The organism is Streptomyces sp. WAC06614 (genome assembly GCF_003949795.1).
Taxonomy (GTDB): domain Bacteria; phylum Actinomycetota; class Actinomycetes; order Streptomycetales; family Streptomycetaceae; genus Streptomyces.
In genome coordinates this window covers 1-21,559 of sequence record NZ_RPRY01000110.1, presented here as the reverse complement: position 1 = coordinate 21,559, position 21,559 = coordinate 1, and the positions used below count along the sequence as shown (strand labels likewise).

The window sequence follows — 21,559 nt, the reverse complement described above, 5'->3', positions numbered from 1 at the left end:
GGTCGACCGGTAGTGGATCTTCCAGGCCTTGGTGGCGGTGGGCTGCCCGGGCAGCCCACCGCCACCAAGGCCTGGAAGATCCACTACCGGTCGACCACCGCCGACGGCGCGCCGAACGTCGTCTCCGGCACCGTGATCGTCCCCCAGGACGGCCGCACCGGCCCCCGGCCGCTGATCACGTACGCCGTGGGGACCGTCGGGCTCGGCGACGCGTGCGCGCCGAGCGCCAACTTCCCCCACGGGACCGGCCTGGAGGCCAATCTGATCCAGCAGCTCACCTGGCGCGGCTGGGCCGTCGTGGTCACCGACTACGAAGGGCTCGGGACCCCCGGCACGCACACGTACACCGTCGGCCCGTCCGCCGGCCACGCCGTGCTCGACGCCGCCCGGGCCGCGCAGCGGCTGCCGGAGGCCGGGCTGTCCACGGACGGCCCGGTGGGCATCATGGGCTACTCGCAGGGCGGCCAGGCCTCCAGCTGGGCCGCCGAGCTCCAGGGCTCCTACGCGCCCGAGCTCAAGGTCAAGGGCACCGCCACCGGCGGGGTCCCGGCCGACCTCCAGCGGGTGGCCGCCTTCAACGACGGCTCCTACGGCTCGGGCCTGGTGTTCATGGCGGCGGCCGGGCAGGACGCGGCCTTCCCGGAACTGAAGCTCGACTCCTACCTCAACCCGCAGGGCAAGGCCCTGGTCGACTTCTTCCGGCAGAACTGCGTCGCCGTCGACGCCACCGTGGGCTCGTTCAAGAGGATCTCCGACCTGACCACCACCGACCCGTTGGAGCGGCCCGAGTGGCAGGCCCGGCTGAACCAGTCGAAGCTGGGCCGGACCGCGCCCGCCGCCCCGGTGTACCAGTACCACGCCCTCGGCGACGAGCTGATCCCGTACGCGGTCGGGCGGTCCCTGCGCGCGGACTGGTGCGCGCGCGGCGCGGACGTGCAGTGGTCGACGATCTGGGTCGGTGAGCACGTCAGCGGGGTGATCACCGAGGCGTACGCCGCCCAGGAGTGGCTGGCCGACCGGTTCGCCGGCCGGGCCGCCCACGGCACCTGCTGACCGCGGCCGGCGCGGCAGGGCGGGGGCCCGCCCCGCCCTGCCGCACCCCGCCCCGCCCCACCCTGACCCGCCGGTGGCTCACTTGCGGTACAGGTCCTCGATCTCCCGCTCGTGGTCGCGGACGATCGCGGCCCGGCGCAGCTTCAGCGAGGGGGTCAGGTGGCCGCGGGCCTCGGTGAAGTCGTGCGGCAGGACGGTGAAGCGGCGGATGGACTCGGCGCGCGAGACGAGCTCGTTGGCCTCGTCCACCGCCCGCTGGATGTCGAGCAGCAGCTCCTCGTCGCGGACCAGCTCCCGCAGCGGCACGCCCTCCTTCTTGCGCATCCGCCGCCAGTGCGCGAGGCCCTCCGGCTCCAGGGTGATCAGCGCGGTGATGTAGGGCCGGTTGTCGCCGAGGACCAGGCACTGGCCGACCAGCGGGTGGGCGCGCAGCCAGTCCTCCAGCGGGGCCGGGGCCACGTTCTTGCCGCCCGAGGTGATGATCACGTCCTTCTTGCGGCCGGTGATGGTGAGGTAGCCCTCGGCGTCGAGCGCGCCGAGGTCGCCCGTGGCCAACCACTGGCCGGGCCGGACGGCGTCGGGGGTGTTCCAGTAGCCGGCGAAGACGTGCCGGCCGCGCAGCAGCACCTCCCCGTCGTCGGCGATCCGCACCGCGGTGCCCGGCAGCGGCCAGCCGACCGTGCCCAGGCGGGGCCGCTGCGGCGGGGTGACCGTGCTGGCGCCGCTGGTCTCGGTGAGGCCGTACCCCTCGAAGACCTCGATGCCGGCGCCGGTGTAGAAGGCGGCCAGGCGCTCGCCCAGCGGGGAGCCGCCGCTGATCACATAGCGGACCCGGCCGCCGAGGGCGGTCCGGATACGGCGGTAGACCAGCGGGTCGTACAGGGCGCGGGCGGCGCGCAGCCCGAGGCCGGGCAGCTTGCCCTGCGCGGTGGCGCCGACGCTCCGGGCGATCCGGGCCGCCCGGTCGAAGGAGGAGGCGCGCCCCATCCTTTCGGCGGTGGCGCGGGCGGTGTTGTAGACCTTCTCCAGGACGTACGGGATGGCCAGCAGGAAGGTCGGCCGGAACCCGGCCAGGTCCGCGAGGAGGTCCTCGCCCGCGATGCTGGGCGCGTGGCCCAGCCGCACCCGGGCGCGCAGGCAGCCGATGGCGACCATCCGGCCGAAGACGTGGGACAGCGGCAGGAACAGGAGCGTGGCGGCGGGCTCGTCGGTGGCGGCCCGGAACACCGGGTGCAGCAGCTCGACGGCGTTGTCCACCTCGGCGAAGAAGTTGCCGTGGGTCAGCACGCAGCCCTTGGGCCGGCCGGTGGTGCCGGAGGTGTAGACGAGGGTGGCGATGGTGTCGGGCGAGCACAGGGCGCGGCGTTCGTGCACGAGCGCGTCCGGAATGTGCTCGCCGGCCTTGACCAGACGGGCGACGGCCCCGGTGTCGAACTCCCACAAATGCGTGAGCCCGGGCAGTGCGGCCCGTTCGCCGCTGATCAGCCGGGCCTGCGCGGTGTCCTCGACGGCACAGGCCACCGCGCCGGAGTCGTGCAGGATCCAGCGGGCCTGGACGGCGGAGGAGGTCGGGTAGAGGGGCACGGTGACCAGGGCGGCGGCCCAGGCCGCGAAGTCCAGCAGGGTCCACTCGTACGTCGTCCGGGCCATGATGGCCAGCCGGTCGCCGGGCCGCAGCCCCTCGGCCATCAGGCCCTTGGCCACCGCGAGCACCTCGGCGGCGAACTCGGCCGCGGTGACGTCCCGCCAGCTCCCGTCGCGCTGCTTGCGGCCGAGGACGACCGCGTCGGGCGCCTCGCGGGCGTTGTCGAACGGGATGTCGCCCAGGGATCCCTGGAGCGGCGGTGCGACGAGCGGGGGCACCTCGGCCTCGCGGACGACACCGTCGACGACCGTGGTACGGGGCGGGACCGGGCCGGGTGCGGCGGCCCCCTGCGGGGCGGCGGCGGACGGGGTACGGGCGGGCTCCACGGGCAACTCCTCGGCTGTGCGGGGTGGCTCGTCACGTGCGTGCGGCTGGGCGATCGGCCTGGTTACCGCCGGTAATTTAAGGCCGGCCGTGCGCCCTGACCACCCCCCTGCACAGCCCCTGCACACCGCCCGTGCACGGTGCGCACGGAACCGTACGGCTGTGACCTGCGTGAACATCCTTGTCGGCGGCAGAAGTTACGTTGTCGATCACCGCCGCCGACCGGAGAAACAGGAACACGGAACTGCACATGTCCTTCGACGCGGACTGGGCGGGCTTCAAGGCCGCCGCCCACGCCCGGCTCCAGCAGGAGCCGGCCATGCGCCTCGACTCGGCCGGCTCCGGCTCCCCTTCGGGGGACAGGGGCAGCCTCGTCGCCCACACGGCGTCCATCAACGGCAACGCCAACCTCCTCATCGAGATCGCCGCCCTGCTCCACGAGGGCCGCCCCGACGGCGACGCGGCCACCATGGCCCGGGCCCCGCGCGCCCACACCGAGGTGGGCGCGAAGACCCAGGCCTTCGCCCGGTTCGCCCACGACCAGTACCTGGACACCGTGGCCCTGTTCGCGGCGCTGGCCACGAAGCTGAAGTCGGCCGGCACCGACTTCGCCCGGGTCGACGACGACAACGCCCGGACGTTCCTGGACGAGCTGCTGGAGTACGGCAGTTACGTGAAGCCGGAGGACAAATGAGCGGCGACGGCCTGAGCTACCGCAAGGACGTGGAGTTCCTCGCCGAGTGCAACCCGGCCCTGGTCGAGCGCAACGCGCAGGAGTTCAAGCGGCTGCGCGACCTGCTCACCGAGATCGGCACCCCGGCCCGGCGCGCCGAGACCGGCACCGAGTGGCACAGCGAGCACAGCGGCGCGTACACCTCCCGGCTCGCCGAGGCGCGCAAGCTGGCCGAGCAGATGGCCGAGGGCTTCGGCAAGGCGGCGAGCGCCCTGCACGCCTACTCCCAGGCGCTGACCACCGCCAGGTCGCACTACTCGGCGGGCAGGCGCACCGAGCAGCAGCTCGCCGACCTCATCCACACCAAGGGCACCGCCATCACCCGCACCGCGCAGCAGGCCGAGCCGATGCGGCAGTGGGAGGACATGCGGGCGACCACCGGCGTCCTGGACTTCTTCGCCGAGCTGACCATGGACGTGGACGACATCCGCGACCGGGCCGACAGCCTGCACGACAGCTGCGGCGGCAGCTTCGACCGGGCGAGGACCACGGAGTCGGAGGCCCGCGCCACCTGCCTGCACCTGCTCGGCCAGGCCTACCAGCTGCTGCCCGAGTTCAGGCTCAAGGGCGACTCCTCGAAGGTGGACCTCTACGCGGCCATGGCCGACCTGCGCCGCGAGGGCGCGGAGGCGCGGCAGAACCCGCTGACCCACCTGCCGGGCAGCGGCCCGAAGCGGGACATGGACGGCCCCCTCGGCAGGGAGCCGGTCTCGCCGGCGCTGCGGGACATCCAGATGCGGGTGGCGGGCCTGCCGGAGGCGGACGACCAGTACTGGGACCCGCCGTCCTCGGACCGCGAGAAGGCCTCGTGGATCTCCCACAACAAGGAGGTCCTCAAGGCGGCCGCCGCGCACGCCGGGCTGCCCGTCGAGGTGGTCGCCGGCATCGCCTGGCAGGAGATCGCCGGACAGCAGGGCTTCTGGGACGACATCACCGACACCGTGCGCCAGCAGGCCGATTCACCGCTGAGCCCGATCATCCCGGAGAACCTCCCCGACCGCGCGGGCGGCCGGCCGGACGAGACCTCCTTCGGCCCGATCGCGATCCAGCTGCGGCGCGGCGCCGAGGTGCTCGGCTACGACCCGCAGCACCTGACCGAGGGCCAGCGCAACCTGATCGAGGACGCCCTCCAGGACCCGAAGCAGAACGCCTTCATCGCGGCCGGCTACCTCGCGCAGCTCAAGGCCGAGAGCGGCTTCGCCGACGTACCGGCGGAGCAGATGACGGAGGCACAGATGAAGGAGCTCGCCGCCCGCTACAACGGCGGACCCTACTGGGAGACGACCAAGGCCCAGCAGTACGGTGAGCGGTTCGGCAGCAACCTCGGCCAGGTGAAGGACTCCCTGCGATGACGTACGACCACGACAGCATCGACCTGCCCGAGGACCGGGGATGCCTGCGGTGGGTCCTGGGCGTGCCGTTGACCCTCGTCCACCTGCTGAACGCGTTCTGCGTGTACTCGGCCGTCGCCTTCGCCCCCCAGGGCGAGTGGGACGACCAGGGCTACGCGGGCATCACCATGGCCTGCATCTGCGCGATCGCCCTGAGCCTGCTGGGACTGGCCGTCACGGCGATCCCGTCGGTACGGCGGGCGATGGGCCCCTGGTGGTTCGCCCCGCCCCTGGTCCTCGGCGCGATCGCCTTCGTCCGGGCCTGGACCCTCCACTAGACGGCCGCGACGGCCGCGGCCGTCAGTCGGTGCACGAGGTCACGAAGGCGCGGTGGGCGCCCTGCTTCCAGCCGTTCCAGTAGGCGTCCGAGTGGGGCCGGCTCTTGTCCGGCTGCGCCTCGGTGGCGCACTCCTGCCGGGCGAACGCCTTGCCCGCCGCGAACCCGTCCCGGTAGCCCTGCCGGTAGTCACCGCGCCGGTTCTGCGGGGGCTGTTGGTTCTGGTCGGGCTGCTGGCTGCCGACCCGCTTGCAGTTGACGAAGACGAACGGCTGGTCCTCCTCGACCGCGAGGACGGTGTAGTCCACGTTCTTCTGGAAGCGCGTGACCTTGAAGTTCCCGTTCGCATCGATGTTGAGCGGCTCTGTGGTCTCCCCGTCGTTCAGGTTGCGCGGGGCGGTGAAGCCCTCTCCGGTGATGGTGACGGAGGTGCCGTTCGCCGAGGGCGTCACGGTGCAACTGGCGCCGGGGACCGCCGCGGTGGCGGGGCCCGTCAGCAGGACGGCGCCGCCCAGGGCGACCGAGGACACCAGGCACGAGGCGATGACGGCCCGTCGGGCACGGCGGCCGCGGGGGGTACCGGGGGTCCGGGGGGTGCGGTGGGTGCGTGGATGCATGGCTCAACTCCCTCGTCGGGCCGCGCCTCGCCGGCGACAACCGGGCGGACGAGGGCGGCGCCCGCTCCTTCCCATGCTCCCCCGCACCCCCTGGGGTGTCGAACGGAGGCGGGCCGCACCGCGTGCGCACGGCCGCGGCCCCCGTCCCGGGTGGGGACGGGGGCCGCGGTGGAGTCCGTACGGACGGCGCCGCGCGGGGCGGCGGGTACGGCGTCGGGTCAGGCGGCGACCGGGACGGCCACCTCGGTCTCGGTGCCGCGGGGCTCGGACTCGTCCAGCGGGGAGGCCGACGCGGAGGCGTAGGCAACCTTGTCGAGGATGCCCTCGCGGGCCGCGACCAGGACCGGGACCAGGGACTGGCCGGCGACGTTGGTGGCGGTGCGCATCATGTCCAGGATCGGGTCGATCGCCATCAGCAGGCCGACGCCCTCCAGCGGCAGGCCCAGCGTGGACAGGGTCAGGGTCAGCATGACCGTGGCGCCCGTCAGACCGGCGGTGGCGGCGGAGCCGACGACGGAGACGAAGGCGATCAGCAGGTAGTCCTTGATGCCCAGCTGGACGTCGAAGATCTGGGCGATGAAGATCGCGGCGAGCGCCGGGTAGATCGCGGCGCAGCCGTCCATCTTGGTGGTCGCGCCGAACGGCACGGCGAAGGACGCGTACTCCTTCGGGACGCCGAGGCGCTCGGTGACCTTCTGGGTGACCGGCATGGTGCCGACCGAGGAGCGGGAGACGAAGGCGAGCTGGATGGCGGGCCAGGCGCCCTTGAAGAACTGCAGCGGGTTGACCTTGGCGACGGTGGCGAGGAGCACCGGGTAGACGCCGAACAGGACCAGGGCGCAGCCGATGTAGACGTCGGCGGTGAAGGTCGCGTACTTGCCGAGCAGGTCCCAGCCGTAGGTGCCGATGGCGGTGCCGATGAGGCCGACGGTGCCCAGCGGGGCGAGCCGGATGACCCACCACAGGGCCTTCTGCAGCAGCTCCAGGACGGACTGGGACAGGGTCAGCAGCGGCTGGGCCTTGTCACCGAGCTGGAGGGCGGCGATACCGGCGACGGCGGCCATGAAGACGATCTGCAGCACGTTCAGCTCGGTGAACGGCGTGATGACGTCGTGGGGCACGATGCCGGTCAGGAAGTCGATCCAGGAGCCCTGGCGCTTGGGCAGCTTGCCGTCGGCCGGGGTCAGGCCGGTGCCGGCGCCGGGGTCGGTCAGCAGGCCGAGGCCGAGGCCGATGGTCACCGCGATCAGCGAGGTGATCATGAACCACAGCAGGGTGCGGGAGGCCAGCCGGGCGGCGTTGTTGACCTTGCGCAGGTTGGTGATGGACACCAGGATCGCGAAGAAGACGAGCGGGGCGACGGCCAGCTTCAGCAGCTGGACGAAGATGTCGCCGACCTTCTCCAGGGTGGTGTGCAGCCAGCTGATGTCCTGGCTGCGGGCCAGCCAGCCGAGGAGCACACCGAGCACGAGACCGGTGACGATCTGCGCCCAGAAGGGGAACTTGAACGAGGCCTTGGGGGTCTCGGCGGACGTGGATGTGGACACGGACACACTCCGGGAACGGCGCACGGGGGCACGGGGGAAGCAGGGACGTTTCTGCGGGGTGGTGCGGTGCGGCAGCCAGGAATGTGCCCGGCCCGGACCGCTGCTGAACGCGCGAAGCTGTTACGGACAGCAACAGGCCGCGGACACACGGCGGCAGAGGTCGACATGGAGGCGCGCCACGAGCAGGGCGCCCGGGGCAGTCAGAAGCGCTTCAACAGTCAACATGCGGAGTACGTTAACACCGATCCTTTGAGATCCTCAAAGGAGATCTTTGGGTAGCGCCAGGGCCGGAAACGCCGAAGCCCCGGGACAGGACGGGGAGTCCTGTCCCGGGGCCCCGGGAAGTGTGACGAACCAGACGGCGACCGCGTCGGCAGCGGGCGTCAGGAGTGGGCGGCACGCGCGGCGTCGTCGGCCGCGTCCTCCTGGCCGCGGTTCTCGGCGAGCCGCGTCCTGGCCTGCTCGACCTTGCCCGCGATCTGCGCGGACATCTCCTCGCGCTGCTTGCGCAGCAGCACGAAGGACAGCGGCGCGGACAGCACCAGGGCCAGCAGCACGACCCACGCGAGGTTGGCGTCGCCGAGCCCGGCCGGCACGAGACGCAGCCGCACCAGCCCCCAGACGGCGAGGAAGCAGCCGACGAAGATGCCCAGCCGCATCGCGGTGTAGCGGATCGTGGCGCTCGGCTTCTGGGACACGGTGACCCCTTCTCTGTCGGTACGTCCGGTGATGCGCCTCCAGTGAAGCACGCCGCCCCCGCCGTCGGGCGCGGCGGGGGTGGCCCCGGCCCGGGTCAGTGCAGCGGCAGCAGCATGAAGATGTCGTCGCGGTCGTCGCCGGGAGCCACGCGGATGGCGGCGGGGACGCGGCCGACCTCCTTGTAGCCGCAGGAGGCGTAGAAGTGTTCGAGGCCGAGGCCGCCGCGGCAGTTCAGCCGGATCGCCTCGATGCCGTCGAAGGTGCGGGCGGCGTCCGCGGCGGCGGCCATCAGGTCGCGGCCGTAGCCCTTGCCCTGGTGGCGGGGGTGGACCATCACCGTGTAGGCCCACAGCCAGTGGGTCATGAGGCGGTGGGTGTTGAGCGTGAGGAAGGCGGTCGCGGCGACCCGCCCCTCGTCGTCGTGACCGACGAGCAGCCGGGTGGTGCCGTCGGCGACCTGGGCGAGCTGCTTGATCAGCTGGGGCCGTACGTCGTCCCGCTCGACCGGCGGGACGAAGCCGACGGCGCCGCCCGCGTTGGAGACGTCCGTCCACAGGTCGAGGATGCCCTCGTGGAGGACGGGGTCGACGGCCGGGTCCAGCGTGAAGGTAAGGGTCATGCAGCGAGAGTATCTATTACGACCGTCCGGTGGCAACGAAAAACGACGAGGCCCCGGTCCCGTCGGGGACCAGGGCCTCGGCATCCAGAACCGGCGGTTCCGGGGCGTCAGAAACGCATCGGCTGCGGGGCCTCGCGCAGCTCCGGGTCCGGGCCCGGGTACTCGCGGATGACCTCGTAGCGGGTGTTGCGCTCGACCGGGCGGAAGCCCGCCTCCCGGATCAGCTCCAGGAGGTCGTCCCGGGTGAGCTTGTTCGGGGTGCCGTAGTTGTCGGCGTCGTGGGTGATCTTGTACTCGACGACCGAGCCGTCCATGTCGTCCGCGCCGTGCTGGAGCGCGAGCTGGGCGGTCTGCACACCGTGCATCACCCAGAACACCTTCACGTGCGGGACGTTGTCGAACAGCAGGCGGGAGACCGCGAAGGTCTTCAGCGCCTCGGCGCCCGTCGCCATCGTCGTCCGCGCCTGGAGGGTGTTGCGGACCTTGCCGTCCTTCATGTCCACGAAGTCGTGCTGGTACCGCAGCGGGATGAAGACCTGGAAGCCGCCGGTCTCGTCCTGGAGCTCGCGCAGCCGCAGCACGTGGTCCACGCGGTGGCGCGGCTCCTCGATGTGCCCGTAGAGCATCGTGCACGGGGTCTTCAGACCCTTCTCGTGCGCGAGGCGGTGGATGCGCGACCAGTCCTCCCAGTGGGTCTTGTGGTCGACGATGTGCTGGCGGACCTCCCAGTCGAAGATCTCCGCACCGCCGCCGGTCAGCGACTCCAGACCGGCGTCGATCAGCTCGTCGAGGATCTCCGAGGCCGACAGCCCCGAGATCGTCTCGAAGTGGTGGATCTCGGTGGCGGTGAAGGCCTTCAGCGAGACGTCCGGCAGCGCCTTCTTCAGCTCCCGCAGCGAGCGCGGGTAGTAGCGCCACGGCAGGTTGGGGTGCAGGCCGTTGACCACGTGCAGCTCGGTGAGGTGCTCGTTCTCCATGGCCTTGGCCAGCCGGACGGCTTCCTCGATGCGCATCGTGTACGCGTCCTTCTCGCCCGGCTTGCGCTGGAACGAGCAGTACGCGCACGAGGCGGTGCACACGTTGGTCATGTTGAGGTGGCGGTTGACGTTGAAGTGCACGACGTCGCCGTTCTTGCGCGTGCGCACCTCGTGGGCGAGGCCGCCCAGCCAGGCCAGGTCGTCCGACTCGTAGAGGGCGATGCCGTCCTCACGGGTCAGCCGCTCACCGGAGCGGACCTTCTCCTCCAGCTCGCGCTTGAGCCCCGCGTCCATGTACCGGTCGCCTCCTCTAGATGTCCCGTCGACCCTGCCCACCGTACTCTCAGCGCTCTTCGGGAAGTTCCCCGACCCGGTTCTCCCACTTCGTGGAGAGCACGATCGTGGTCCGGGTACGGGAGACGCCCTTGGTCCCGGACAGCTTGCGGATGATCTTCTCCAGGCCGTCGACGTCGCTGGCGCGGACCTTGAGCATGTAGGAGTCGTCGCCGGCGATGAACCAGCAGTCCTCGATCTCGGCGAGGTCGCGCAGCCGGCGGGCCACGTCCTCGTGGTCGGCGGCGTCGGAGAGCGAGATCCCGATCAGCGCGGTGACCCCGAGGCCGAGCGAGGCCGAGTCGACCGTCGCGCGGTAGCCGGTGATGACACCGGCCGATTCCAGCCGGTTGATCCGGTCGGTGACGCTGGGGCCCGAGAGTCCCACGAGCCGGCCGAGCTCCGCGTAGGAGGCACGTCCGTTCTCCCTCAAAGCCTGGATGAGCTGCCTGTCCACCGCGTCCATATACCTGGAGCCTTCCATTATTCGGCGATCCTGCAAGTTTACGTATAGAATCGAAGGCGCACAGGGTCAACACCCTGTGAATCTTTCAACAGATCAATGACGATCTTCAGGAGTGGTTCACCGTGTACACGATCGAGATGGCCTACGCCCACATGCGGCAGCTGCAGGAGCTGGCCAACCGATCCCGTGCCCACCAGCCCGCCGCCGCCAAGCGCCTCGACAAGGCGCGCAAGCCGCTGACCGGCAAGAAGCGCTAGTAGCCGACGCAGGCCGATCAGCACGGTCGGCTAACTCTCCCGAGGGCGTGAGCCGCCCAGCTCCCCCTCCCAACGGCGGTACAGCCGGTGCGGCACCCCTGCCGCGTCCAGCACCCGCCCGGCGACGAAGTCCACGAGGTCCTGGATGTGCGTCGCACCCGCGTAGAACGCCGGCGAGGCGGGCAGCACCACGGCGCCCGCCTCGTCCAGCGTCACCAGATGCTTCAGCGTCTGCCCGTTCAGCGGGGTCTCCCGCACCGCGACCACCAGCCGGCGCCGCTCCTTGAGCATGACGCTCGCCGCCCGCTGGAGCAGGTCCTTCGACAGCCCGAGCGCCACACCGGCCACGCACGCCGTGGACGCCGGCACGATCAGCATCCCCTTGACGGGGTACGAACCGCTGCTGGGCCCGGCCGCCAGGTCCCCCGCGCCCCAGTACCGGACGTCGCCGAGGTCCGGCCGCGCGAAGGTCCCGGGCTTCCCGTCGGCCCCCCGCGCCAGCCACTCCCCGAGGTCGTCCCGCCAGTGCGCGTCCCGGAAGGCGATGCCGGTCTCGTCCAACAGGGTGAGCCGCGAGGCCCGGCTGACCACCAGATCGACACTCTCCCCGGCCGCCAGCAACCCACGGAGCACCGAAGCCGCGTACGGCGTCCCGGACGCCCCGGACACCCCGACCACCCACGGGGTGCGCTTGCCGTCAGTCATACCTCCGAGACTATCCGGCCACACCGGGCGAGCACGCGCCAAGGGGGCCGACCCTGGGCCGGACCGGCGTGCCCGGCCCACCGCACGGGCGTGGGGCCGCCGTCCCGGCCGCGATCGCTGCCACCCTCGACTGCCATGGACGTCAGCACCTTCTACGCCCTCTTCTCCGCCACCTGCTTCACCCTGGTCGGTCTGTGGTGGAACGTGGTCCAGAGCCATGCGGACTGGATGGCCGATCCCGCCCTGCGCCGGGTGGTGGGCGGGGTCTACCTGTCCTTCCTGCTGCCCGCCCTGATGGGCCTGTTCGCCCAGGTCGGCGGCACCGGCCAACCGCAGATCTGGCGGGCGGCCTTCGTGGTCCTCGCGCTGGTCGGCTGCGTGTGCACCGTACGGCTGCTGGCCCGGGCCCGCGGCGACCGCTTCGTCCGGATGCAGCAGGCGGGCGCCGCACTGCTCTACGCCCTGATCGCCGTGGTCGGCTCCGTCCCCGAAGCCGTCCGCGGTACGGGCCTGCGCCCGATCCAGGCCGAGGCCCTCATGCTCATCGTCCTGATCGTCCTCGGCCACGCCCTGGTCTGGCGGTTCATGGCGGGAGAGGGCCGCGCCCAGGAGTGACCGGCGCCGGCGGCGCCCGGGGCCTACGCCGTCAGGCCGCGCAGGATCAGGTCCGCCAGGGCGCACACGAACAGGGCGATGCCGATGAAACCGTTCACCGTGAAGAAGGCGCGGTTCAGGCGGGACAGGTCGTGCGGGCGGACGATGGTGTGTTCGTAGACGAAGGCCACCGCGACGATCGCGAGGCCCGCCCAGAACAGGGCGCCGGCGTCCGTGGCCAGGGCGTACCAGACCAGCAGGGCCATGGTGACGGCGTGACAGGCGCGGGCGCCCCACAGGGCCGCCGGGACGCCGAAGCGGGCCGGGACGGACTTCACGCCCTCGGCGCGGTCGGCCGCCACGTCCTGGCAGGCGAAGATCAGGTCGAAGCCGCCGATCCAGACGCCCACGGCCAGCCCCAGGATCACCGCGTCCCACGACCAGCTGCCGGTCACCGCCAGCCAGGCGCCGACCGGGCCCATGGCCTGGGCCAGGCCCAGGATGGCGTGCGGGAAGTTCGTGAACCGCTTGCCGTACGGGTAGACCACCATCGGCACGACCGCCACCGGGGCCAGGGCCAGGCAGAGGGGGTTCAGCAGGGCGGCGGAGCCGAGGAACACGGCCAGGGCCACGCCCGCGCCGGTCCAGGCCGTACGGACCGAGACCGCGCCGGTGACCAGCTCCCGGCCGGCCGTGCGCGGGTTGCGCGCGTCGATCTCCCGGTCGATGATCCGGTTCGCCGCCATGGCGAAGGTGCGCAGGCCCACCATGCAGACAGTCACCAGGAGCAGTTCCGCCCAGTGCACCGTCCGGTCCGTCGCGTACATCGCCGTCAGCGCGGCGATGTACGCGAAGGGCAGCGCGAAGACCGAGTGCTCGATCATGACCAGGCGCAGGAAGGCCTTGACCTTGCCGGCCGATTCCGGCGCCGCCGGGCCGGGCCCGCCCAGTACGCCGTCCGCCGTCGTCATCATCCGAGGGTCTCCAGAAACGCGTCCAGGTCCGCCAGCAGTTCGGCGGCGGGCACCGGGCCCGTCCGCACCGTCAGGGCGGCCGGGGCGTCGCCCTCGGTCCCCGACTCCGCGCCCGCCGGGGCCTCGGCCTCCGGCGGGGTCAGGTACGCCGTGAACGCGTACGCGTCCGCCCCCGCCGGGCGGGCGTCCAGCCGCAGCACGCTGCCGCCGTCCACCGTGAAGGCAGCGGGTGCGCCGCCGCGCCCGGCGAGCTCGGCCCGCAACTGCTCGGCGAACGCCGCCGGCTCGGTGTCCCGGACCCCCGGCAGCTCGAACCCGTCGCCCTCGCCGTCCTGCTCCAGCAGGACCGCCCAGACGCCGCCGGGCCCGACGAACTCCTCCGGGGCGACCCCGGCCTGCTCGGCGGCCGCGCGCACCCCGGGGTCGGCCGGGTCCAGCTCGGGTCGCACCAGGGCCACGTAGGCCTCGTCGGTGCCGATGAAGAGGGCGGGACCGCCCATGGGAAGCGTCACAGCCCGTACTCCTTCCAGCGCCGGTCCACCAGCGCCGCCGTCGCCGGGTCGGACTCGACCATGTCGGGCCAGCCGCCGTCGCGGGTGTAGCCCTCCTCCGGCAGCTTCTTCGTGGCGTCGATGCCCGCCTTGCCGCCCCAGAACTGCTGGTACGACGCGTGGTCCAGATGGTCCACCGGCCCCTCGACCACGGTCAGGTCGCGGGAGTAGTCGGTGTTGCCCAGCGCGCGCCAGGCGACCTCGTGCAGGTCGTGGACGTCGCAGTCCTTGTCCACCACCACGATCAGCTTGGTCAGCGACATCATGTGCGCGCCCCAGATGGCGTGCATGACCTTCTGCGCGTGCTTGGGGTACTTCTTGTCGATCGAGACGATCGCGCAGTTGTGGAAGCCGCCCGACTCCGGCAGGTGGTAGTCCACGATGTCCGGGACGATGATCTTCAGCAGCGGCAGGAAGAAGCGTTCCGTCGCCCGGCCCAGCGGGCCGTCCTCCGTCGGCGGGCGGCCGACCACGATCGACTGGAGCAGCGGGCGCCTGCGCATCGTCACGCAGTCGATCGTCAGCGCCGGGAACGGCTCCTGCGGGGTGTAGAAGCCGGTGTGGTCGCCGAACGGGCCCTCGGGGAGCATCTCCCCGGGCTCCAGCCAGCCCTCGATGACCACCTCGGCGTGGGCGGGGACCTGGAGCGGGACGGTCTTGCAGTCGACCATCTCGATCCGCTTGCCCGCCACGAACCCGGCGAACAGGTACTCGTCGATGTCGCCCGGCAGCGGCGCCGTGGAGGCGTAGGTGACGGCCGGCGGGCAGCCGAAGGCGATCGCGACCGGCAGCCGCTCGCCGCGCGCGGCGGCCACCGCGTAGTGGTTGCGGCTGTCCTTGTGGATCTGCCAGTGCATGCCGATGGTGCGCTTGTCGTGGCGCTGGAGCCGGTACAGGCCGAGGTTGCGCACGCCCGTCTCGGGGTGCTTGGTGTGGGTCAGCCCGAGGTTGAAGAAGGACCCGCCGTCCTTGGGCCAGGTGAACAGCGCCGGCAGCCGGTCCAGGTCCACGTCGTCGCCGGTGAGCACGACCTCCTGGACGGGCGCGGAGTCGCCCTTCACCTTCTTCGGCGGGACGTGCACCATCGAGCCGAGCTTGCCGAAGGCCTCGCGGACCCCGACGAAGCCCTGCGGCAGCTCCGGCTTGAGCAGGCCGCCGATCTTGTCGCTGATCTCGCCGTACGACTTCAGGCCCAGCGCCTTCAGCAGGCGGCGGTCGGTGCCGAAGACGTTCATCGCCAGCGGCATGTCCGAGCCCTTGACGTTCTCGAACAGCAGGGCCGGGCCGCCCGCCTTGTTCACTCTGTCGACGATCTCCCCGATCTCCAGGTACGGGTCGACTTCGGCCTTGATGCGCTTGAGGTCGCCCTCCCGCTCCAGAGCCCGGAGCAGCGAGCGGAGATCGTCGTAAGCCATAGGGGCAAGTATCCGCCACCAACTACCCTGGAGGCGTCACCGGGGCCCGACGGGGGCCCCGGCAGCCACCGCTTCTGGGGGTCAGGCCCACACCGTGCTGCGCTATCTGCCGTTCCTGTTGGTCATCGCGCTGACCATCTACGCCTTCATCGACTGCCTGAACACCCCGGAGGAGGAGGTCAAGCACCTCCCCAAGGTGGTCTGGGTGATCATCATCCTGCTCTTCTCCATCGTCGGCCCGGTGGTGTGGCTGTTCGCCGGCAAGCAGCGCTCCCTGACCGGCGGCGGTTTCCCGACCGCCGGCGGCCGGGCGCGCCGCACCCCGTGGGTGGCCCCGGACGACAACCCGGAGTTCCTGCGCTCCCTCGACCAGCGCGACGAGGACAAGGACCAGGACCAGGACAAGGGCGACGGCAAGGGCGACACCAAGGGCGGCGCCTGACCGGCCCGAGCGGCGCCCGGTCGGTCGGCCCGGCCGGACGGGTCAGGGTGTCGAGGAGGCGGCCAGGGTGGCTTCCAGGCGGGCGAAGCGGGCCTGCCAGATCTCCAGGCAGTGGGCGCAGTCGCGCTCGGAGCCGTGCCGGTCGTCGGTGAAGCGGACCAGGGTGGAGTCCGTACCGAGGCGGTCCAGGTGGAAGCGGATCCGGTCGTCGTCGTCGACGGTGTACTCGGCGATCCGCTCGACGTCCCACGCCGTGACCCGGCCCGTGGCCGTGGCCGGCTCGTCGATCCAGCGCAGCGTCACCGCCCCGCCCAGGTGCCGTTCCACCTCCGCCTCGGCGAGCCAGCCCCGCAGCCCTTCCGGGGTGGTCAGGGCCGGCCAGACCGTCTCGTAGGCGTACGGCAGGTGCGGCTCGAAGTGCAGCTGGTAGCGGTCGCCGTCCCGGCGCTCGCTGGTGCCCCGCGGTGTAGGCATGGCACCAGCGTCGCGCCGTCCGGGCGGGGGCGCACCTCGGCGGGCCGGGGTGCGCCGCGAGCGGGCCCTACACGCCGCCGTAGCTGTGCTTGCCGTTGAGCAGGATGTTCACGCCGTAGTAGTTCCAGATCCAGCAGGCGAAGGCGAACAGCGCCAGGTAGGCGGCCTTGCGGCCCTTCCAGCCGGCGGTAGCCCGGGCGTGCAGGTAGCAGGCGTACGCCACCCACGTCACGAAGGACCAGACCTCCTTGGGGTCCCAGTCCCAGTAGCGGCCCCAGGCGTCGCCCGCCCAGATCGCGCCCGCGATGATCGTGAACGTCCACAGCGGGAAGACGGCCGCGTTGATCCGGTACGCGAACTTGTCCAGCGTGGCGGCGGCGGGCAGCCGCTCCAGCACCGAGGTGGCGAAGGTGCCCGGCTTGCCGCCGCCCGCGAGCTTGGCCTCGTAGGAGTCGCGGAACAGGTACAGGGCGGTGCCGGCGGCCCCGATGTAGAACGTGGCGCCGCAGAAGATGGCGGTGGAGACGTGGATCCACAGCCAGTACGAGTCCAGCGCCGGGACGAGCTGGTCGCTGTCGGTGTAGAGCCACTTGGTGGCGATGCCCAGGTCCAGCAGGACGGTGGTCACCAGCACCAGGCCGAGCCAGCGGACGTTCTTGCCGAGCGCGAGCAGCGCCAGGTACACGCCGACCGCCATCGTCGAGAAGGTGATCGAGAACTCGTACATGTTGCCCCAGGGGGCCCGCTCCACCGACAGGGCGCGGGCCGCCACACCGGCGAACTCGACCAGGAAGCCGAGCACGGTCAGCGAGACCGCGATCCGCCCGTACAGGTCGCCCTTCTCGCTGCCGCCGGCCGCGCCGGGGCCGTCCGGCACGTCCCGGGCGCCGGCCGCGGCCCGGCTGACCACCTTCGGCTTGTCCAGCACGGCGGTCGTCCCGCCCTGGCCGCGCACCTGCACGGCCGGGGCCTTGCCGGCGGCGGCCTTCGCGCCGGTGGCGGCCGTCAGCGCGGCGGCCGTACGGCCGACCTTGCTGCGGCTGCCGAAGACCCACTCGGCGATGTGCGCGAAGAAGGCGAGCGTGTAGACCGCCATCGACGAATAGATCAGGTAATTGCTGATCTCAGCCAGGCTCTCGTTGGCTGCCACAGCGAGCGTCGTCATCCGCGCTCTCCTTCTCGGGACTTCTCGGAGTCGTTCTCAGGCTCGGGCTCGGGCGCGGTCGGCGCCTGCTCGTTCAAGGTGGCCGCGAGGTCGGCCAGCTCCTCGGGGAGCTTGGCGGACTCGCTGCGTCCGAGGCCCGCCATCTCCACGACGGTCACCCCGTCGGGGCCGGCCACCGCGCGGACCCAGATGCGGCGGCGCTGGATGAACAGGGACCCGGCCAGGCCCACGACGGCGCCGACGGCGCCACCGAGGGCGAGGCCGTTGCCCGGCTGCTCGGAGATCTGGAACGTCGCCCACCGCTCGATGCCCTCGAACTTCACGGTGCCCGCGCCGTTCGGCAGGACCATCTCCTCGCCGAGGGCCAGCCGCTGCTTGAACGGCTGCCCGGAGTCGTCCTTGAACTGCTGCATCTTGGACGTGGTGAGCTGGTAGACGTTCTGCGGCAGGCCGGAGTCGACGCCGAGGCTGCCGTGCCAGGCGTTGAGCGCGAGCCGCGGATTGGCCAGCTCCGGGAACTGGGAGAACATCGTGCCCGAGCCCTCGCCGGCGAAGGTGGGCACGAACAGTGCGGAGAAGCCGAGCTGCTCCTTGGCCCCGTCCTTGTTCACGTAGCCGTCGGTGACCTTGACCGCGCCGGCGGAGGTCAGGTTCGCGTCCTGCGGGAGCATCGGCACGGCGTCCCGGAAGACCACCTTGCCGGTGGGGTCGGTCACCGAGACCACCGGGGCGTAGCCGTGGCCGAGCAGGAAGACCTTGGAGCCGTCGATCTCCAGCGGCTTGTTGACCTCGATCTCGGCCTGGGTCGGGGTGCCGTGGGCGCCCTTGCTGTAGGTGACGTAGGCCTTGAAGGTGCGGGCGGTGCCGCGCTGCGGGCCGGTCGGCTCGAAGGAGGCGTCGAAGCGGTCCAGGGTGAAGCTGAACGGCGGCAGCGCGTCGGAGTCGAAGAGCGAGCCCGGCTTGAAGTCGTCGTACTGGGTGAGCGTGTTCGAGAAGCCCTTGCCGCGCAGGACGAGCTTGCCGCCCTCGTACTTGTAGAGCTTGCCCCAGGCGAAGGCCACCAGGATCGCGATCAGGGCCAGGTGGAAGACCAGGTTCCCGGCCTCGCGCAGATAGCCCTTCTCGGCGGCGACGGACGAACCGCCGGCCGCGGCCTCGGTACGGAAGCGGCGCCGGCCGAGCAGGGTACGGGCGTGGGCCAGCACCTCGTCGGGGGCGGCCTCGGTGCGCCAGGTGGTGTAGGCGGGCATCCGGTCGAGCCGCTTGGGCGCGCCGGGCGGGCGGCCGGTGAGCTGGCCGACGAACTGCCAGGTGCGCGGGACGATGCAGCCGATGAGGGAGACGAAGAGCAGGATGTAGATCGCGGAGAACCACACCGAGCCGTAGACCTCGAAGAGCTGGAGCTTCTCCGCCAGCGGCACCCAGAACGCGTGGGCCTGCTTCCACTTCTCGACCTTCATGGGGTCGATGTGGGTCTGCGGGATCAGGGAGCCGGGGATGGCGCCCAGCGACAGCAGGAACAGCAGGATCAGCGCGACCCGCATGGAGGTCAGCTGCCGCCAGAACCAGCGCAGCCAGCCGAGCACGCCGATGCCGACCGGGCCGCCGGTGTCCTCGGCGGGCGCGGTCGACAGCTGGGCGCCGGCCGCCGCGGCCGCGGCGTCGTCGCGGGCGGCCTCTGCGGCGTCGGGCGCGGCCCCGGAGGCGTCGGCGGGGGTCGTCTTGTCCGTCGTACTCATATGTCCTGTGTCCTCAGATCCCCACCGTGAAGCCCTGGGTCCAGCCCTGCATCTCCTGGACGATGCTGTCCCACGTTCCTGTGACGAGCAGCAGTCCGGTCACGATGAGCATGCCGCCGCCGACCCGCATCACCCACGCGTAGTGCTTCTTCACCCATCCGAACGCACCCAGCGCCTTGCGGAAGGCGATGGCCGCGAGGATGAACGGCAGGCCCAGGCCCAGGCAGTAGGCGGTGGTCAGCAACGCGCCGCGGCCCGCGCTGGCCTCGTTGAGGGACAGCGTGGAGACGGCGGCCAGGGTGGGTCCCATGCAGGGGGTCCAGCCGACGCCGAACAGCACGCCGAGCACCGGCGCGCCGACCAGCCCGGCCGTGGGCCGCTTGTGGAAGCGGAACTCGCGCATGGTCAGCCCGGGGATCAGCCCCATGAAGAACAGCCCGAGCACGATCACCAGGCCGCCCAGGACCTGGGAGATGATCCGCCGGTTCTCCTGGAGGGTCTCGCCGAAGTAGCCGAACAGGGCCCCGCCGGAGACGAACACGGCGGTGAAGCCGAGCACGAACAGCCCGGCCCCGGCGAGCATCCGCCCGCGCCGGGCCTCGGCCAGGTCGGCGCCGCTGACCCCGGTGACGTAGGAGAGGTAGCCGGGGACGAGCGGCAGCACGCAGGGCGAGAAGAAGGAGACGAGCCCGGCGAGCACGGCGATGGGCAGGGCCAGCAGCAGGGCCCCGCCGAGCACGGTCTCGTTGACGCCGGTCACTTCGGCGGCGAGGTAGGACACGGCCGTCACTGCTCCGCGAGGAGCGGGTCGATCATCTTGCGCAGCTGCTCCTCGTTGACGGCGACCAGCGTGCGGGCGGCGATCCGGCCCTGCTTGTCGAGCACGATCGTGGAGGGGATGGACTGCGCGTTCAGGGTGCCCTTGGGGAAGCGGAGCATCAGCTTGCCGTCCGGGTCGTACAGGCTCGGGTAGGTGATCCCGAAGTTCTGCTCGAAGGAGGTGGCGGACTGCTTGCTGTTGTCGCGGGTGTTGATCCCGACGAACGCCACGTCCTTGCCGGCGTCGGCCAGCTCCTTGGAGACCTTGGCGAAGTACGGGGCCTCGGCGCGGCACGGCGGGCACCAGGAACCCCACACGTTGAGCACCACGACCTTGCCCTTGAGGGTGGTCGTGTCGAGCGTCCCGCCGTCGACGGTCTCACCGTCCAGCTTGGGCGCCTCGACGCGCTCGGCCCGGGCCACGGTGGAGATGCCGCCCGCGCCGGTGACGTAGCCGCCGCCCGAGCTCTTGGCGGACTTGCTGCCGCTGCCGGAGTCGCCGCACGCCGTCAGGGTCAGGGCGCCGGCGAGGGTCACCGCGGTCAGCAGGATCGCGCGGCCACTGGTCGAGCGGCGGCGGGGGGCGCTGCTAAGGCTCATGTGAAAAGTTTCGCATGAGCGTTTCAACGATCTTTCGCACCCCCCACGGCCACGCTTCCGCTTCCGCTCAGGTGCTGGTGAGGAAGGTGCGCCACCCTCCGGACGGGGCCTGGCCCGGGGCGAGGGTGCGGAGCCTGGCGAGGACGGCGGGGTCCTGGGCGTCGAGCCAGTCCACGAACTGCCGGAAGGACACAAGCCGCACATCCGGCTTACCGGACATTCCTTTGAGGGCCTCCTCGACGGCGTCCATGTATATCCCGCCGTTCCACTGCTCGAAGTGGTTGCCGATGAACAGGGGCGCGCGGTTGCTCTCGTAGGCCCGCCGGAACCCCCCGAGGTAGGCGGCGGTGGCCTGGCTGCGCCAGCCCGGGTAGTTGGCGGGGACGCCCTGGGTGGTGTTCCTGGACTGGTTGGCGAGGATGTTGTAGTCCATCGACAGGACCTCGAACGTGTGCCCGGGGAAGGGGATGCCCTGGAGGGGCAGGTCCCACAGGCCCCCCTTCTTCACCGGCCACACCTGCCGCCCCCCGGGCGAGCTGGCGTCGTAGCGCCACCCCAGCTCCCGCGCGGTGGGCAACAGCTGCTCCTGCCCGAGCAGACAGGGCGTGCGACCGCCGACCAGCTCCTTGCGGTAGTCGAAGGGCAGCGGCTCGACGTCGGTGAAACCGGTGTGGGTCCGCCAGCTCGTGACGAAGGACACGGCCTGGTCCGCCTCGCTCCTCCAGTCGGCCGGCGACCACTTGCCGACGGATCCGGAGCCCGCACAGAAGTGCCCGTTGAAGTGGGTGCCTATCTCGTGCCCGTCGAGCCAGGCCTGCCGCACGTACGTCAGGGTGGCGCGGACGTTCTCGTCCTTGAGGTAGCCGATGTCGGAGGCCCCGACCGGATTGTTCGGCGGGCGGTACAGCCCCTTCTTGCTCTCGGGCAGCAGATAGATCCCGGACAGGAAGAAGGTCATGGCCGCGCCGTGGTCCTTGGCGAGCTTCAGGAACCGCGGGAACAGCCCGTTGCCGACCTCCCCCGCCCCGTCCCAGCTGAACACCACGAACTGCGGCGGCGTCTGCCCCGCCTCCATCCGCTCCGGCTCGGCCGGCTGCCGGGGCTGCGCCCCGGTGTCGGCGGTCGACCCGTCCCCGATGGACC

The 21,559-nt window shown here is 71.5% G+C and carries 24 protein-coding genes; 7 read left to right on the top strand and 17 right to left on the bottom strand.

What is annotated here, in order from left to right:
- A partial coding sequence (locus tag EF918_RS17010; RefSeq protein WP_125646510.1) for a lipase family protein occupies positions 1–1,053 on the top strand: 1,053 nt, incomplete at its 5' end.
- Positions 1,054–1,131: 78 nt separating this feature from the next.
- Here the strand turns inward: EF918_RS17010 and EF918_RS17005 are convergent.
- Positions 1,132–3,024, bottom strand: coding sequence for a long-chain fatty acid--CoA ligase (locus tag EF918_RS17005; RefSeq protein ID WP_125646508.1), 1,893 nt, complete (start codon positions 3,022–3,024; stop codon positions 1,132–1,134).
- Between the two features lie 248 nt (positions 3,025–3,272).
- Here EF918_RS17005 and EF918_RS17000 point away from each other — a divergent pair, with 248 nt between their 5' ends.
- The 3 genes from EF918_RS17000 to EF918_RS16990 are packed head-to-tail and all read left to right on the top strand — an operon-like array spanning position 3,273 to position 5,424.
- A complete protein-coding gene (locus EF918_RS17000; RefSeq protein WP_260610281.1) occupies positions 3,273–3,716 on the top strand; it encodes a hypothetical protein in 444 nt (147 codons plus the stop codon).
- The gene (locus EF918_RS16995; RefSeq protein ID WP_125646506.1) at positions 3,713–5,107 is read left to right on the top strand and encodes a hypothetical protein; all 1,395 of its coding nucleotides are present in this window, start codon (positions 3,713–3,715) and stop codon (positions 5,105–5,107) included. Before EF918_RS17000 ends, EF918_RS16995 begins: the two co-directional genes overlap by 4 nt.
- A complete protein-coding gene (locus tag EF918_RS16990; RefSeq protein ID WP_125646504.1) occupies positions 5,104–5,424 on the top strand; it encodes a hypothetical protein in 321 nt (106 codons plus the stop codon). The genes EF918_RS16995 and EF918_RS16990 overlap by 4 nt, the downstream gene beginning before the upstream one ends.
- Positions 5,425–5,446: 22 nt before the next feature.
- Here the strand turns inward: EF918_RS16990 and EF918_RS16985 are convergent, their stop codons facing one another.
- The 6 genes from EF918_RS16985 to EF918_RS16960 all read right to left on the bottom strand — a co-directional run bounded on the left by EF918_RS16985 (position 5,447) and on the right by EF918_RS16960 (position 10,681).
- Positions 5,447–6,040 carry a hypothetical protein gene (locus EF918_RS16985; RefSeq protein WP_125646501.1) on the bottom strand — a complete coding sequence of 198 codons (594 nt, stop codon included), beginning with the start codon at positions 6,038–6,040 and terminating at the stop codon, positions 5,447–5,449.
- A gap of 218 nt (positions 6,041–6,258) precedes the next feature.
- Positions 6,259–7,587 carry a dicarboxylate/amino acid:cation symporter gene (locus EF918_RS16980; RefSeq protein WP_185921779.1) on the bottom strand — a complete coding sequence of 443 codons (1,329 nt, stop codon included), beginning with the start codon at positions 7,585–7,587 and terminating at the stop codon, positions 6,259–6,261.
- Between the two features lie 383 nt (positions 7,588–7,970).
- Positions 7,971–8,285 carry a DUF4229 domain-containing protein gene (locus EF918_RS16975; RefSeq protein ID WP_260610279.1) on the bottom strand — a complete coding sequence of 105 codons (315 nt, stop codon included), beginning with the start codon at positions 8,283–8,285 and terminating at the stop codon, positions 7,971–7,973.
- Positions 8,286–8,380: 95 nt separating this feature from the next.
- Entirely contained in the window at positions 8,381–8,905 is a 525-nt protein-coding gene (locus tag EF918_RS16970; RefSeq protein ID WP_125646497.1) for a GNAT family N-acetyltransferase, read from the bottom strand.
- A gap of 107 nt (positions 8,906–9,012) precedes the next feature.
- Positions 9,013–10,176 carry an aminofutalosine synthase MqnE gene (gene mqnE, locus EF918_RS16965; protein ID WP_125646496.1) on the bottom strand — a complete coding sequence of 388 codons (1,164 nt, stop codon included), beginning with the start codon at positions 10,174–10,176 and terminating at the stop codon, positions 9,013–9,015.
- 49 nt (positions 10,177–10,225) lie between these two features.
- The gene (locus tag EF918_RS16960; RefSeq protein WP_125646494.1) at positions 10,226–10,681 is read right to left on the bottom strand and encodes an Lrp/AsnC family transcriptional regulator; all 456 of its coding nucleotides are present in this window, start codon (positions 10,679–10,681) and stop codon (positions 10,226–10,228) included.
- Positions 10,682–10,803: 122 nt separating this feature from the next.
- Here EF918_RS16960 and EF918_RS38215 point away from each other — a divergent pair, with 122 nt between their 5' ends.
- A complete protein-coding gene (locus EF918_RS38215) occupies positions 10,804–10,938 on the top strand; it encodes a hypothetical protein (RefSeq protein WP_260610282.1) in 135 nt (44 codons plus the stop codon).
- Positions 10,939–10,968: 30 nt separating this feature from the next.
- Here EF918_RS38215 and EF918_RS16955 read toward each other — a convergent pair whose 3' ends face one another.
- Entirely contained in the window at positions 10,969–11,643 is a 675-nt protein-coding gene (locus EF918_RS16955) for a UbiX family flavin prenyltransferase (RefSeq protein WP_125646492.1), read from the bottom strand.
- 135 nt (positions 11,644–11,778) lie between these two features.
- Here EF918_RS16955 and EF918_RS16950 point away from each other — a divergent pair, with 135 nt between their 5' ends.
- Positions 11,779–12,258, top strand: a complete 480-nt coding sequence (locus tag EF918_RS16950; protein ID WP_125646490.1) for a hypothetical protein — start codon at positions 11,779–11,781, stop codon at positions 12,256–12,258.
- A gap of 23 nt (positions 12,259–12,281) precedes the next feature.
- On the opposite strand, the gene mqnP is transcribed toward EF918_RS16950, so the two are convergent.
- The 3 genes from mqnP to EF918_RS16935 are packed head-to-tail and all read right to left on the bottom strand — an operon-like array spanning position 12,282 to position 15,177.
- Positions 12,282–13,211, bottom strand: a complete 930-nt coding sequence (gene mqnP / locus EF918_RS16945) for a menaquinone biosynthesis prenyltransferase MqnP (RefSeq protein WP_125646488.1) — start codon at positions 13,209–13,211, stop codon at positions 12,282–12,284.
- On the bottom strand, positions 13,208–13,711 hold the full coding sequence (locus EF918_RS16940; protein ID WP_125646512.1) for a hypothetical protein: 504 nt from the start codon (positions 13,709–13,711) through the stop codon (positions 13,208–13,210). The genes mqnP and EF918_RS16940 overlap by 4 nt, the downstream gene beginning before the upstream one ends.
- Before the next feature lie 8 nt (positions 13,712–13,719).
- Complete coding sequence (locus tag EF918_RS16935; RefSeq protein WP_125646486.1) at positions 13,720–15,177, bottom strand: menaquinone biosynthesis decarboxylase; 1,458 nt, start codon at positions 15,175–15,177, stop codon at positions 13,720–13,722.
- A gap of 94 nt (positions 15,178–15,271) precedes the next feature.
- On the opposite strand from EF918_RS16935, the gene EF918_RS16930 reads away from it, so the two are divergent.
- Positions 15,272–15,619 (top strand): PLD nuclease N-terminal domain-containing protein, encoded by a 348-nt coding sequence (locus EF918_RS16930; RefSeq protein ID WP_125646483.1) that lies wholly within the window; start codon positions 15,272–15,274, stop codon positions 15,617–15,619.
- A gap of 42 nt (positions 15,620–15,661) precedes the next feature.
- Here the strand turns inward: EF918_RS16930 and EF918_RS16925 are convergent, their stop codons facing one another.
- The 6 genes from EF918_RS16925 to EF918_RS16900 all read right to left on the bottom strand — a co-directional run.
- A complete protein-coding gene (locus EF918_RS16925) occupies positions 15,662–16,093 on the bottom strand; it encodes an SRPBCC domain-containing protein (RefSeq protein WP_125646481.1) in 432 nt (143 codons plus the stop codon).
- Positions 16,094–16,160: 67 nt separating this feature from the next.
- Entirely contained in the window at positions 16,161–17,258 is a 1,098-nt protein-coding gene (ccsB, locus tag EF918_RS16920; protein WP_125646479.1) for a c-type cytochrome biogenesis protein CcsB, read from the bottom strand.
- Positions 17,255–18,997, bottom strand: coding sequence for a cytochrome c biogenesis protein ResB (locus EF918_RS16915; RefSeq protein ID WP_125646477.1), 1,743 nt, complete (start codon positions 18,995–18,997; stop codon positions 17,255–17,257). The genes ccsB and EF918_RS16915 overlap by 4 nt, the downstream gene beginning before the upstream one ends.
- Before the next feature lie 13 nt (positions 18,998–19,010).
- Positions 19,011–19,787, bottom strand: coding sequence for a cytochrome c biogenesis CcdA family protein (locus tag EF918_RS16910; protein WP_125646475.1), 777 nt, complete (start codon positions 19,785–19,787; stop codon positions 19,011–19,013).
- Positions 19,784–20,416, bottom strand: a complete 633-nt coding sequence (locus tag EF918_RS16905) for a TlpA disulfide reductase family protein (protein ID WP_125646473.1) — start codon at positions 20,414–20,416, stop codon at positions 19,784–19,786. The genes EF918_RS16910 and EF918_RS16905 overlap by 4 nt, the downstream gene beginning before the upstream one ends.
- Positions 20,417–20,483: 67 nt before the next feature.
- The coding region (locus EF918_RS16900) for a hypothetical protein (RefSeq protein ID WP_125646471.1) at positions 20,484–21,559 on the bottom strand (1,076 nt) is incomplete at its 5' end.